Annotated in this window: 12 protein-coding genes and 1 pseudogene; 6 read left to right on the plus strand and 7 right to left on the minus strand. The window is 72.0% G+C overall.

Going from position 1 to position 11,799, the window contains the following annotated elements:
• The 4 genes and pseudogenes from JYK17_RS39240 to JYK17_RS39255 all read right to left on the minus strand — a co-directional run.
• Positions 1-423, minus strand: a pseudogene (locus JYK17_RS39240) (hypothetical protein); the annotation flags it as partial.
• Positions 416-1,144 carry a T4 family baseplate hub assembly chaperone gene (locus JYK17_RS39245; protein WP_108011840.1) on the minus strand — a complete coding sequence of 243 codons (729 nt, stop codon included), beginning with the start codon at positions 1,142-1,144 and terminating at the stop codon, positions 416-418. The pseudogene JYK17_RS39240 and the gene JYK17_RS39245, both read right to left, overlap by 8 nt.
• 32 nt (positions 1,145-1,176) lie before the next feature.
• A complete protein-coding gene (locus JYK17_RS39250) occupies positions 1,177-1,701 on the minus strand; it encodes a phage tail protein (protein ID WP_016434446.1) in 525 nt (174 codons plus the stop codon).
• Between the two features lie 34 nt (positions 1,702-1,735).
• Positions 1,736-3,601: a phage tail sheath subtilisin-like domain-containing protein gene (locus tag JYK17_RS39255; RefSeq protein ID WP_108011842.1), complete on the minus strand. Its 1,866-nt coding sequence runs from the start codon at positions 3,599-3,601 to the stop codon at positions 1,736-1,738.
• 374 nt (positions 3,602-3,975) lie between these two features.
• On the opposite strand from JYK17_RS39255, the gene JYK17_RS39260 reads away from it, so the two are divergent.
• Positions 3,976-4,398: a YchJ family protein gene (locus JYK17_RS39260; RefSeq protein WP_108012062.1), complete on the plus strand. Its 423-nt coding sequence runs from the start codon at positions 3,976-3,978 to the stop codon at positions 4,396-4,398.
• A 46-nt stretch (positions 4,399-4,444) separates the two neighbouring features.
• Here the strand turns inward: JYK17_RS39260 and JYK17_RS39265 are convergent, their stop codons facing one another.
• Positions 4,445-5,146 (minus strand): FadR/GntR family transcriptional regulator, encoded by a 702-nt coding sequence (locus tag JYK17_RS39265; RefSeq protein ID WP_108011844.1) that lies wholly within the window; start codon positions 5,144-5,146, stop codon positions 4,445-4,447.
• A gap of 144 nt (positions 5,147-5,290) precedes the next feature.
• Here JYK17_RS39265 and JYK17_RS39270 point away from each other — a divergent pair, with 144 nt between their 5' ends.
• The 5 genes from JYK17_RS39270 (at position 5,291) to JYK17_RS39290 (ending at position 10,284) form a co-directional block, all read left to right on the plus strand.
• On the plus strand, positions 5,291-5,809 hold the full coding sequence (locus JYK17_RS39270) for a gluconokinase (protein WP_108011846.1): 519 nt from the start codon (positions 5,291-5,293) through the stop codon (positions 5,807-5,809).
• A 36-nt stretch (positions 5,810-5,845) separates the two neighbouring features.
• Positions 5,846-7,243, plus strand: a complete 1,398-nt coding sequence (locus tag JYK17_RS39275) for a GntT/GntP/DsdX family permease (RefSeq protein WP_222812261.1) — start codon at positions 5,846-5,848, stop codon at positions 7,241-7,243.
• Between the two features lie 10 nt (positions 7,244-7,253).
• Complete coding sequence (locus JYK17_RS39280) at positions 7,254-8,012, plus strand: glucose 1-dehydrogenase (RefSeq protein WP_108011850.1); 759 nt, start codon at positions 7,254-7,256, stop codon at positions 8,010-8,012.
• Positions 8,013-8,034: 22 nt separating this feature from the next.
• Complete coding sequence (locus JYK17_RS39285; RefSeq protein WP_222812264.1) at positions 8,035-9,063, plus strand: L-idonate 5-dehydrogenase; 1,029 nt, start codon at positions 8,035-8,037, stop codon at positions 9,061-9,063.
• A gap of 129 nt (positions 9,064-9,192) precedes the next feature.
• On the plus strand, positions 9,193-10,284 hold the full coding sequence (locus JYK17_RS39290) for a hypothetical protein (protein WP_222812262.1): 1,092 nt from the start codon (positions 9,193-9,195) through the stop codon (positions 10,282-10,284).
• Here the strand turns inward: JYK17_RS39290 and JYK17_RS39295 are convergent.
• Positions 10,222-10,848 (minus strand): cytochrome b/b6 domain-containing protein, encoded by a 627-nt coding sequence (locus tag JYK17_RS39295; protein ID WP_108011856.1) that lies wholly within the window; start codon positions 10,846-10,848, stop codon positions 10,222-10,224. The genes JYK17_RS39290 and JYK17_RS39295 overlap by 63 nt on opposite strands.
• Positions 10,832-11,584, minus strand: a complete 753-nt coding sequence (locus JYK17_RS39300; RefSeq protein WP_222812263.1) for a molybdopterin-dependent oxidoreductase — start codon at positions 11,582-11,584, stop codon at positions 10,832-10,834. The genes JYK17_RS39295 and JYK17_RS39300 overlap by 17 nt, the downstream gene beginning before the upstream one ends.
• Positions 11,585-11,799: the final 215 nt, after the last annotated feature.

Raw genomic sequence — 11,799 nt, forward strand, 5'->3', positions numbered from 1 at the left:
GTCGGCCGGGGGCCGCGGCCCGGGGGCGACGGGCGCGGCGGGACGCAGCAGGGGTGCCGCCGTGCGGGACGGCGCGGCCGGACGCGGGTCCGGGCCCGCCGGTTCATGTTCGGTGCGTACGAGGGTGTGTTCGCGTTCGGTGTGCGTGCGGGCCTCGCCCGCCGTGGTCCGCGGCAGGTCCGCCGACGGTGCGGCAGGCGTGGCCTGGGGCCACAGCAGCGCGTCGTCCTCGGGCGCCGCCGACCGGGACCGTACGGCCTCCACGCGCTCGAACGGGCCGGGCAGCCGGGGCCGTACCCGCACGGCGGCCGGTCGCGGGGCGGTGTGCCGGGCGATCAGCCGGTCGAGGAAGTCCGGGGAGGCCGGGTCGTCCGGGCGGCCCGTGTGGTCCGTACGGCCCCTGGGGTCCTGGGAGTCAGACATCCGCACACAGCTCCAGGTAGTAGCGGCGCCGGGTCGGGCTGAGCGCCAGGATCTGCGGCTCGCTCCAGCCGTAGGCGGTGGCGAGCAGATGGACGTCGAGCAGGACGTCCCGTGCCCAGGCGTCCAGTTCGGTCCAGAGGTAGGAGGCGATGTCCAGCTCGGCCCGGGTGGCCGCGCCGCACTCGGGGCAGGCGATGTTGAGCGCCAGGTCGGCGCCCGGGTCGGCGGCCTCGACCGCCTCGGCGATGCGGCGCTGCACCGCGGCGGGCAGCTGCGGGTCGGCCACGGCGGTGCCGCCCCGTGCCGCGGAGACCAGGCACCGGGCGACCAGGGCGGCACGCGGGTCGGCCGTCCGGGCCGCGGCCTGCAGGTCGGCGATCCCGGGCAGCCTGAACTCGACGTCCCAGCCGCCCTCCTGGACCCGTACGACCTGCTCGCCGCGCCCGCCCAGCGACGCGGCGAGCTCGCCCGCGTCCAGGTCGAACTCCATGTCCTGGCCGCAGGCGGCGCATTCCAGGCGCACCTGCATCCGCTCGCCGAACAGCGCCCGGCGCAGCGCAAACAGGTCCGCCTCGCGCTCGCCCACGGGAAGCGCGGGCAGCCGCGAGACGTCGACGTCCGGGCGTGCCGTGCGGTGCAGCAGCAGCGCCCGGCCGGCGGGCGCCTCGCCGAGCCCCGCCTCCCAGGCGGCCAGCAGTCCGGCCGCCCCGGTGTTCGCCATGTCCTCCCCCGGTTCCTTCAACTACCGCGATGTCACGCCGGGTTGAGGAACGAGGGCTCCTCCGGCTCGGGCACCTCGTAGTCCCGCTCCCAGCCCTCGCACTCGAGCTTCAGCGACTGGATGGCCACCGCGTTGGCGTTGGCGTCCATCTCGCCGAGGACCTGGTACTCGCTCGGCCAGGTCCGGTAGAGCTTGTGCGAGACGGCGACCTGGCCGGCCTCGTTGAGGACCTGGATGACGATGTCCTTGCGGAAGTCCGCGAGGGACACCTCGGAGCCGAGGCCCGCGCCGACCTGCCAGACCTTGTTGGCCCAGCGGTCGAACTCGGGGTCGTGGGTGACCCCGCGTTCGAGGGTGATGCCCTCGAACTCCGAGCGGCCCGGCGACTTGCGCGGGGAGGAGGGGTCGCCGCCGTGGCGGTGCTTGACGACCTCGGTGGTCCGCTTCAGCGGACTGATCTTGCTGATACCGGCGACCGTCCGACCGTCCCACAGCACAAGGAACTTGAAGTTCTTGTACGGGTCGAAGCGGTGCGCGTTGACCGTGAACTCAGCCATCGGATTCCTTCAGCTCTCCATGGATCTGCCGGCGCTACAGCGCGAACTGCCCCGACGTCTGCTGGATCTTGACGACGACGAACTCCGCGGGGCGGACCGGTGCGATGCCGACCAGCACGTTGACGACGCCGTTGGCCACGTCCTCGTCCGTCGTGGTCTCGCTGTCGCACTTGACGAAGTACGCCTCGCGCGGGGTGCTGCCCTGGAAGGCGCCCTGACGGAAGAGCGTGTGCAGGTAGGAGGAGGCGGACAGCCGGATCTGCTGCCACAGACTCTCGTCGTTGGGCTCGAACACCACCCACTGCAGGCCGCGTTGCAGACTCTCCTCCACGTGCAGCGCGAGCCGCCGCACGGGCACGTACTTCCACGCGCTCTCCAGGGCGTCGGAGCCCTCCAGCGTGCGGGCGCCCCACACCAGGGGCCCGGTGAGCGGGAAGGTGCGCAGGCAGTTGACGCCGAGCGGGTTGAGCAGCCCGGTCTCACGGTCCGTCAGGTCGACGGTGAGCGAGTGCACTCCGACGAGCTGCGCCCCCGTGCCGGCGGGTGCCTTCCAGACCCCGCGCTCGGAGTCGGTGCGCGCGATGACGCCGGCGACCGCGCCGGACGGCGGGAAGGCGCGCAGCCGCCCGGTGAGCGGGTCGGTGAGCTGCAGATGCGGGAAGTACAGGCCCGCGTGGTTGCCGCGGACGGCGTCGAAGGCGGCGAGGCCGGCGCGGGCCGAGTCCACGCTGACCCAGGTGGCGGGCGCGTCGACCAGCAGGAAGATCCGCCGCTCCTCGCACAGTCGCTGGGCGGCCGAGACGACGGTGAGGGCGTCCTCGGTCTTCTCGTACGAGGCCAGCTCCGGCAGCGACAGCAGGTTGACGTCGGGCGTGCCGCGCAGCGCCTGGATGCCGGTCTTGCCGGCCTCGGAGCCGATGAGGTCGCGCGGGCCGGGGGCCTCGCCGTCCTCGCCGCCCTCCAGCGGGAACACCGGCGGGTTGACGGAGGCCTCCAGGCCCAGGTCGTTGGCGCACTCGCCGAGGAAGCGGACGACGTCCTCGGGGTCGGTGGAGCCCGCGACCACCTGGATACGGCGGCCGAAGGCGGTGACCTCGACACCGGCGAAGGCGTGCTTGCCGGGGGCGTCGGGCAAAGCCCGCAGCTTGCGCTCCAGCAGCAGCGCCAACTCGGCCACGCTGGACGGGGCTTCGCCGTCGCAGTCGGCGTCGTAGAGCTTGAACTCGCGCTCCACGTCGCCGATCTTCACGGTCAGGTCGACGGCGAGGTCGGGCAGTTCGTGGCCGAACGGCTTGGAGACGGTGCCGGACGGGTCGGGGCGGCCCTCGCCGACGGCCTCGACGCGGATCAGCCGCGAGCCCGCGTTGACGACGGTGGGCGCGTAGCTCGCGCTGTCCTCGTCCATGGACAGCCCGTTGAAGCTCTCGCGGGCGTCGCCGCGGGCGTCGTAGACCCGCAGGTTGAAGGTTTCGTCACAGGCCTGCGTGTCGTAGTCGACGGCGACCCGCAGCCCGTTGCCCCACACGCCGGGTTCCTTGGCGTGCACCTCGAGGACCCGGCTCTCGCTGTGGCCCTCGGTGGATTCCAGGACGACGCAGGCCGCCTTGCCGCTGCCCGCCTTGGTGACCCGGACGATGACGGCGACGGAGCCGCCGTTGCCGAAGAACTGGTGGACGGCGTAGGCGAGCGGGCTCTGCGCGCTCAGCCCGCCGAAGCGCCGCTCGAACTCGGTGAATCCGGTGACGCGCACCGGCTCGTTGAGCGGGCCGCGCCGGGTGTGCCCGACGAATGCGGTCACCGACGTGGTCACGGCGGAGATGGTGCGGGTGCTGCTGGGAAGTTCTTCGACGTAGACGCCCGGATACGTCGGCCTCGCGGCGCTCACGGCATTCGTCGGCATTCCCCCTCCTATCCCTGTCAGGCACCGGTTGAAGGGCACCAAGAGACGGCAAGGGCAGAGGTTTCGGCACAGCGGCAGGCGGCAGCTCCGCCGGCGCGTCCAGTCGCGCCGGCCCGCACACCCCGTATCAGCGTTCCCCCGTCATCACCCCGGTCGGACGGCCGCCCGGGTCAAGCACACGTGCTTGTGACTCCTGATGCTCAAGTGCTCTGTCCAGCCTGGGGAGTTGACCGTTGCGCGAGCAAGGCGGGTTCACGCCAGTCGGAAGGGAGGTTCGATGGAGGACGGTGTGCACGACCCACACGGGATGCGCGCGTGTCGGATCAGGCGCTTCACAGATTTCACACAGGGTGTGGTGCAGCAGAATGGAGTCCATGTCCCGACGTACCTCGCAATCCCGGCGCCAGCACGGCTCCGCCCCTGATCACAACCCCTCCTGCCCTTGCGGTCTTGCGGAGACGTACGAACAGTGCTGTGGCCGAATCCACCGGGGTGAAACAGCCGCCCCGACCGCCGAGGCCCTGATGCGTTCGCGCTACAGCGCCTTCGTGAAGCTCAACGAGCCGTATCTGCTGAGGACTTGGCACCCGAATACCCGTCCCGCACAACTCAAACTCGACCCCGGGATGCGGTGGACGGGCCTGGAGATCCTGGCCACGACCGACGGGTCCGCCTTCCACTCCACCGGCACGGTGACGTTCCGGGCGTCCTTCAGGGGCGGCTCGCTGCACGAGCGGAGCCGGTTCGAGCGGGTGGAGGGGGCGTGGGTGTACGTGAACGGGGAGTTCCTGGACTGAGGGCCACCGGACTTGAGGGCCACCGGGCTTGGAGGGCCGCCGGCCCCTACGGCGCCAGGATGTCCAGTTCCTGGAGCGCGCCCACCGTGATCTGGCGGGTCAGCTCCTCCGCGCGGGCCGCGTCGCCCGCCCGGACCGCCTCGGCGACCTGGACGTGCAGGGTGACGGCGGCCGGGTCGGGGTCCTCGAACATGACCTCGTGGTGGGTGCGGCCCGCGAGCACCTCGGCGACGACGTCACCGAGCCGGGCGAACATCTCGTTGCCCGAGGCCGCGAGGATCACCCGGTGGAAGGCCATGTCGTGCACCAGGTACGCCTCCAGCTGGTGGCCGCGCGAGTTCGCGACCATGCCGAGCGCGCACTCGGTGAGCTCGGCGCACTGCTCGGCGGTGGCGTGCCGGGCGGCCAGTCCCGCGGCGACCGGCTCGATCGCCGAGCGCAGGACGGTCAGCGAGCGCAGCTGGTGGGGGCGGTCGGCGCCGGCCAGCCGCCAGCGGATGACCTGCGGGTCGTAGACGTTCCACGCCGACTTCGGCTGCACGGTCACGCCCACGCGCCTGCGGGACTGGACCAGGTGCATGGACTCCAGGACCCGGACGGCCTCGCGCATCACCGAGCGTGACACCTCGAAGTGCTGGGCCAGCTCGTCCGTGCGCAGGACGCTGCCCGGCGGGTACTCGCCCGCGGTGATCGCGGGGCCGAGGGAGTCCAGTACGCGGCCGTGCAGCCCCCGGCCCGGTGTGCTCATGCACTCAGCGTACGGGGCGGATCACAGGAACAAAAAGTCAGACTTATTTGTCACAGGCTCTTGATTCGTCGTACCTAATCGGTTTCAGTGTCGTCGACGCGTCATGCGTCAGGCGTCGACGAGGACAGCAGACAGCGAGGCAGTATGAGCACCCCCCATGTCGTCGTGGTGATGGGTGTCGCGGGCACCGGGAAGACCACCATCGGTCCCCTGCTCGCGGCCCGGCTCGGCGTTCCCTACGCCGAGGGCGACGACTTCCATCCGCCGGCCAACATCGAGAAGATGTCGGCCGGTGTCCCGCTCGACGACGAGGACCGGTGGCCCTGGCTCGACGCCATCGGCACCTGGGCGCACGGGCGGGCCGGGCTCGGCGGAGTGGTCAGCAGTTCGGCGCTGAAGCGGTCGTACCGCGACCGGCTGCGGGCAGCCGCACCCGGTGTCGTCTTCGTGCACCTGACGGGCGACCGCGCCCTCATCGAGAACCGGATGGCGCACCGGCAGGGCCACTTCATGCCCACGGCGCTGCTCGACTCCCAGTTCGCCACGCTCCAGCCGCTCCAGCCGGACGAGGCGGGCGTCGAGGTGGACGTCACCGGCAGTCCCGAAGAGATCACCGCACGGGCCGTGAACGCGCTGGAAACGCTTCCTCACCCGGCCCGGTAACACCCTCCCCATCCCCGTACCCGCAAGGAAAACACCGTGACCAGACTCAGCGTCGAGATGCTGGCAGCGGACGCACCCGAGCCGATCACCTCGGCCGGCCACGCTCAGCTGGGCATCGCCGTTCTGGTGGGCATCGCCGTCATCGTGCTGCTCATCACCAAGTTCAAGTTGCATGCCTTCCTGTCCCTGACCATCGGCTCGCTGGTGCTTGGCGCCGTCGCGGGCGCCCCGCTCGACAAGGTCATCACCAGCTTCTCCACCGGGCTCGGCGCCACGGTCGCGAGCGTGGGCGTACTGATCGCCCTCGGATCGATCCTCGGCAAGCTGCTCGCCGACTCCGGCGGCGCGGACCAGATCGTCGACACGATCCTCGCGAAGGCGAGCGGACGGGTCATGCCGTGGGCGATGGTGCTGATCGCCTCCGTGGTCGGCCTTCCGCTGTTCTTCGAGGTCGGCATCGTGCTGCTGATCCCGGTCGTGCTGATGGTCGCCCGGCGCGGCAACTTCTCGCTGATGCGCATCGGCATCCCGGCGCTCGCCGGTCTGTCCGTGATGCACGGTCTGATCCCGCCGCACCCCGGCCCGCTGGTCGCGATCGACGCGGTCCACGCCAACCTCGGCGTGACGCTGGCGCTCGGCATCCTCGTCGCGATACCGACAGTGATCATCGCCGGTCCGCTGTTCTCGAAGGTCGCGGCCCGCTGGGTGGACGCGCCCGTCCCCGAGCGGATGCTGCCGCCGCGCGCCTCCGAGGAGCTGGAGACGCGCCCCGGCTTCGGCGCCACCCTGGCCACCGTGCTGCTGCCGGTCGTACTGATGCTGCTCAAGGCGCTGGTCGACATCGTGGTGGACGACCCCGAGAACCTCACCCAGCGGGTCTTCGACGTCATCGGCAACCCGCTGATCGCGCTGCTCGCGGCCGTGATCGTCGGCATGTTCACGCTGGGCCGGGCCGCCGGGTTCACCCGGGGCCGGATCACCGACACCGTCGAGAAGGGCCTCATGCCCATCGCGGGCATCATGCTGATCGTCGCCGCGGGCGGCGGCTTCAAGCAGACGCTCATCGACTCGGGCGTGGGCCAGATGATCCTGGACATCTCCAAGGACTGGAACATCTCGGCGCTGCTGCTGGCCTGGCTGATCGCGGTGATCATCCGCCTCGCCACCGGCTCGGCGACGGTGGCGACGGTCTCGGCGGCCGGCCTGGTGGCCCCGCTCGCGGCCGACATGTCGACCTCCCACACCGCCCTGCTCGTCCTCGCCATCGGCTGCGGCTCGCTCTTCTTCAGCCATGTCAACGACGCCGGTTTCTGGCTGGTGAAGGAGTACTTCGGCCTGAGCGTCGGCGAGACCATCAAGACCTGGTCGGTGATGGAGACGATCATCTCGGTGATCGGCGGGGCTCTGGTCCTGCTGCTCTCCGTGATCATTTAGGGGTTCGGGGATGAGTCACCCGCTCTTCGACATCAGCGGTCGCACGGCCCTGGTCACCGGCTCCAGCCGCGGGATCGGGCTCGCCCTGGCCCGCGGCCTGGCGGAGGCCGGCTGCACGGTGGTCCTCAACGGCCGCGACGCCGACCGCCTCACCGAGGCGGCGGCCGGGCTGCCCGGCGACGTGCACACGGCCGTGTTCGACGTGACCGACGGCCCGTCCGTGGCCGCCGGCATCGCGGACGTCGAACAGCGGGTGGGCCCGCTGGACATCCTCGTCAACAACGCGGGCATGCAACTGCGCGCCCCGCTGCTGGAGTTCACGGACGCGGACTGGCACCGCATCCTGGACACCAACCTCACCAGCGCGTTCCTGGTCGGCCGCGAGGCGGCCCGCCGGATGACGGAACGCGGCCACGGCAAGATCGTCAACATCTGCTCGCTGCAGAGCGAGGTGGCCCGCCCCGGCATCGCGCCCTACGCCGCCACCAAGGGCGCCCTGAAGATGCTCACCAAGGGCATGTGCGCCGACTGGGGCCCGCAGGGCGTGCAGGTCAACGGGCTCGGCCCCGGCTACATCGAGACCGAGCTGACCCAGGCCCTCGTCGAGGACGAGGAGTTCAGCGCCTGGGTGCGCCGCCGCACCCCGGCCGGCCGCTGGGGCCGTACCGAGGACCTGGTGGGCGGGGTGCTCTTCCTCGCCTCGCCCGCCGCCGACTTCATCAGCGGACAGGTGCTGTACGTCGACGGCGGAATGACGAGCGTCCTGTAAAGGGGTATGGCTCATGACGGAGATGCTCGGTTGTGTGATCCACGGCCAACAGGACCTGCGCGTCCAGCAGTTGCCAGTCCCCGAGCCCGCTCTCGGCCAGGCGCTGGTCGCCGTCCGCTACGGCGGCATCTGCGGGTCCGACCTGCATTACTGGCGGCACGGCGGGGTCGGTGACTTCCGGCTGCGCGAGCCCATGCTGCTCGGGCACGAGGTGGTCGGGACGGTCGTGGCCTACGGCTCCCCGGGCGCGCCGGGTCCGGCCGTCGGTACGGCGGTCGCGGTGCATCCGGCGACCCCGTGCGGGCGCTGCCCGGAATGCTCGGGCGGGCGCCGCAACGTCTGCCGCGACACCCGCTACCTCGGCAGCGCCGCCCGCTTCCCGCACGTACAGGGCGGCTTCGCGGCGCACATCGCCGTACCCGCCGGGCAGTTGAGGCCGCTGCCCGAGGGGCTGGATCTGCGGCGGGCCGCGCTGGCCGAGCCGCTCTCGGTCGCGCTGCACGCGGTGCGGCGGGCGGGTCCGGTGCAGGACCGGCATGTCCTGGTGACGGGAGCCGGGCCCATCGGCTGTCTGGTCGTCGCCGCCGCGCGGGCGGCGGGTGCCGCGCACATCACGGCCACCGACCTCCTCCCGGCTGCGCTGGAGTACGCGCGTCTCGCGGGCGCCGACACGGTCGTACGGGCCGACGACCCGGACGACGCCGGGTGGCCGTCCGAGGCGGACGCGGCGGTGGAGGCGTCCGGGGTGGCCGCGGGGCTCGACACGTGTCTGCGGCTGGTGCGGCGCGGTGGGGTCGTGGTGCAGCTGGGGATGCTGCCGCCCGGGCCGAGCCCGTTCGCCGGGAACCTCGTGGTGAGCAGGGAGATCGACCTGCGCGGGGCGTTCCGCTTCGACACGGAGTTCGACGAGGCGCTGCGGCTGCTCGCGGCCGAGCCCGCCTTCGACGCGCTGGTCAGTGCGGTGGTCCCGGTGAGGGACGCCGAGGCCGCGTTCGAACTCGCGGCGGACCGCGGCCGTTCCTGCAAGGTGCTGCTGGACTTCGGAGCCTGAGTCTCCGCTTCCGGGAGGCCGTTTTTCACCAAGGATGGCCGAGGCCGTCTTCCCCGGCGGCGCCGTCGGCCCGAAAATGGGGAGGTCCCCGGACCCAGGCGCCCGGGGGCCTGTGCGTCGGGGGGCGTCATGGCCATTTCCCTCGGGATGCGTGTCTCGGGGCTGCTCGTGGTGGGAGCGGTGGCGGTGGCTGTCGCGGCCTTCGGTGGTGACGGAAGTGGCACCCCTGACGGAGGAGGCGGAGGCGCCACGATCGTGACGGTCGGGCCGTCGAGCAGTGCCCGCTCCTTCGTCGCGCCGAAGCCGTCCGGCCCCCGGGAGTCGCCTGCCGGAGAGGCGAGCCGCACCGTACTGCCGAACAGTCCGAGCCATTCCGGGGAGACCACGCCCGCGCCGCTGGGCACCTCCTCCCCCACGCCTTCCTCCTCGCCCCGTTACCGGCTACTGGCAAGCCCCGTGTGGCTCCCGCCCGGACCCCTCTCGCCCGACACCGGCTCCGACGCCCACTCCGCTCCCGATCCGTCGAGCGTCTACGACCGGCTCCGCGATCCGCACCACTGCCGGGCCGACCTCGGCATGATTCCCACGTCGTCGTCCGACCCCGAGTGGCGAGTGCTGCGGGGGCTGGCCGACGCGTGTCTGGCCGTGCAGGGCGAGGGCGGCAGCTGGAGCGCGGCGGCACAGGAGTACGCCGGGGCGGCCGGGAAGGCGGGCACCTGCAAGGGCCGTGCCGCCTACGCCGTGCTCGGCGCCCTGCTCGACTTCCACCGCCGGTACCCGGGCGCGGGCGCGCGGTTGACGGCGGCCTCGGACGCGCCGCCCGCCTGCGACTACCGGATCGCCGGCGTGGACCCGGGCGGCGGCGACGCCCGGGTGCGGCCGGGCGACACCGTCGCGATCGAGCTGCGCGACACCTACTTCGACCAGGCCGGGCTGCTGCGGTCCGGGGTCGTCCTCATCGGCGGGCACCGGCTCGCCGGGCCGCCCGTGGCGCGGTCGCGGTCGGGCGACCGGCTGGTGCTGTCCGCCGTGGTGCCGTCCCTGGACCGCTATCCGCAGCGGGTCGACGTGGCCGTCCGGTACGGCGGCACCGAGGTGCGGGCGAAGGACGCCCTCACCGTCGCGGCGCCCGCCGTGGTGCCGTCGCCGGGCGGGTCGTCAGGGACGCCACAAGGGGTGCTCACGCTCGGCCCACTCACGGCTGACCTCTCCGGTCCGTAGCCCGGCGCGTGCCTCCGGGTCGCCGAGCGCCATGCCGATGTGGCCGGCGAGCACGATGCCGATGGTCAGGGCCAGCCAGTCGTGGACGAAGGTCGCGCTGGTGCGCCACATGATCGGGGTGAGATGCGTGAACCACATGATCAGGCCGGTGCCGAGCATCACCAGCGACGCCCCGGCGATCCAGGACGCGTAGATCTTCTGCCCCGCGTTGAACTTGGACGCGGGGCGCGAGGAGCGGCGCTTGTCGCGGCGCAGGGCCGCGCGCAGCCAGATCCCGTCGTGCGGGCCGAAGCGGTTCAGATGCCCGAGGTCCGCGCGGAAGTACCGGGAGAACAGGCCCGCCAGCACCGGCACGGGCAGGGCGAGCCCGGCCCACTCGTGAATGCGGACCACCAGTTCGCGGCGCCCGACGAGTTCGGCGAGTTCGGGGACGTAGAGGAAGGCGGCCGTCAGCACGCAGACGCCCATCAGTGCGGCGGTGGTGCGGTGCACCCAGCGCTGGACGGGGCCGAAGCGGCGGACGCCGGCGGTCGGCGGGCTGTGGGTCTCAGCTCGTAGGGTCATCGTCGCGTCCGTTCGAGCGGCCGACCCAGGCGTCGACGTCGTAGCCCAGCTTCTCCCAGTAGCCCGGCCGCACGTCCTCGGTGACGGTGATCCCGGACAGCCACTTGGCGGACTTGTAGAAGTACATCGGCGCCACATAGAGGCGCACCGGGCCGCCGTGGGCGTGGCCGATGTCCTTGTCCTGCATCCGCAGCGCCACCAGGACGTCGGAGCGGCGGGCCTGGTCGAGGGCGAGGCTCTCGGTGTACGCGCCGTCGAAGCAGGAGAAGCGCACCGCCCCGGCCCTGCCGCGCACCCCGGCGGCGTCCAGCAGGTGGGACAGCCGCACCCCCTCGAAGGGAGTGTGCGGCACCCGCCAGCCGGTCACGCACTGGACGTCCTTGACCATCCGGGTCTGCGGCAGGGCACGCAGGTCGTCGAGCGTGTACGTCTTCGGGTGGTCCACCAGGCCGTCGACGGTGAGCCGGTAGTTCGAGGCGTCCTTGTGCGGCACCGAAGTCGTCACCGAGTAGTAGCGGAAACCGCCGCCGTTGGGCAGCAGACCCGTCAGTCCGGTGGGGTCCTTTTCGGCCGCCGCGCCGAGGAAGCTCTCCAGGGCGCGCTGCAGCGGCGGCGCGGCGACCACGCCGAGGGCGCCCAGGCCGATGGTGCCCAGCAGGACACGTCGGCCGATCGGTGCGCCGCGCTCGGCCGACGGCTGCGGCTCACCGAGCTCCTCGGGTTGTTCGGAGTTCACGTATCCATTCGAACACCCGCGACCCCGACGGGACCAGGGATCGCGGCTGCTCGTCAGGATTCCGTCATCTTCTTACCCGCTCCTCAGAAACCGCCGCCGCCGACCAATCCGCCCGTGCGGCCCTACGACATCTCGCAGCTCCTCAGAAACCGACGCCGCCGGCCAGTCCGCGCACGCCGCCCTACGGAGTCTCCCCCGCCGCCTTGTCCAGTTGG

It is taken from the genome of Streptomyces plumbidurans, assembly GCF_019857225.1.
Classification (GTDB): domain Bacteria; phylum Actinomycetota; class Actinomycetes; order Streptomycetales; family Streptomycetaceae; genus Streptomyces; species Streptomyces plumbidurans.

Bases quoted from the DNA above. Each gene is read 5' to 3' on its own strand.
- JYK17_RS39245 (WP_108011840.1), bottom strand. From the start codon at position 1,144: ATGGCGAACACCGGGGCGGCCGGACTGCTGGCCGCCTGGGAGGCGGGG.
- JYK17_RS39250 (WP_016434446.1), bottom strand. From the start codon at position 1,701: ATGGCTGAGTTCACGGTCAACGCGCACCGCTTCGACCCGTACAAGAAC.
- JYK17_RS39255 (WP_108011842.1), bottom strand. From the start codon at position 3,601: ATGCCGACGAATGCCGTGAGCGCCGCGAGGCCGACGTATCCGGGCGTC.
- JYK17_RS39260 (WP_108012062.1), top strand. From the start codon at position 3,976: ATGTCCCGACGTACCTCGCAATCCCGGCGCCAGCACGGCTCCGCCCCT.
- JYK17_RS39265 (WP_108011844.1), bottom strand. From the start codon at position 5,146: ATGAGCACACCGGGCCGGGGGCTGCACGGCCGCGTACTGGACTCCCTC.
- JYK17_RS39270 (WP_108011846.1), top strand. From the start codon at position 5,291: ATGAGCACCCCCCATGTCGTCGTGGTGATGGGTGTCGCGGGCACCGGG.
- JYK17_RS39280 (WP_108011850.1), top strand. From the start codon at position 7,254: ATGAGTCACCCGCTCTTCGACATCAGCGGTCGCACGGCCCTGGTCACC.
- JYK17_RS39285 (WP_222812264.1), top strand. From the start codon at position 8,035: ATGCTCGGTTGTGTGATCCACGGCCAACAGGACCTGCGCGTCCAGCAG.
- JYK17_RS39290 (WP_222812262.1), top strand. From the start codon at position 9,193: ATGGCCATTTCCCTCGGGATGCGTGTCTCGGGGCTGCTCGTGGTGGGA.
- JYK17_RS39295 (WP_108011856.1), bottom strand. From the start codon at position 10,848: ATGACCCTACGAGCTGAGACCCACAGCCCGCCGACCGCCGGCGTCCGC.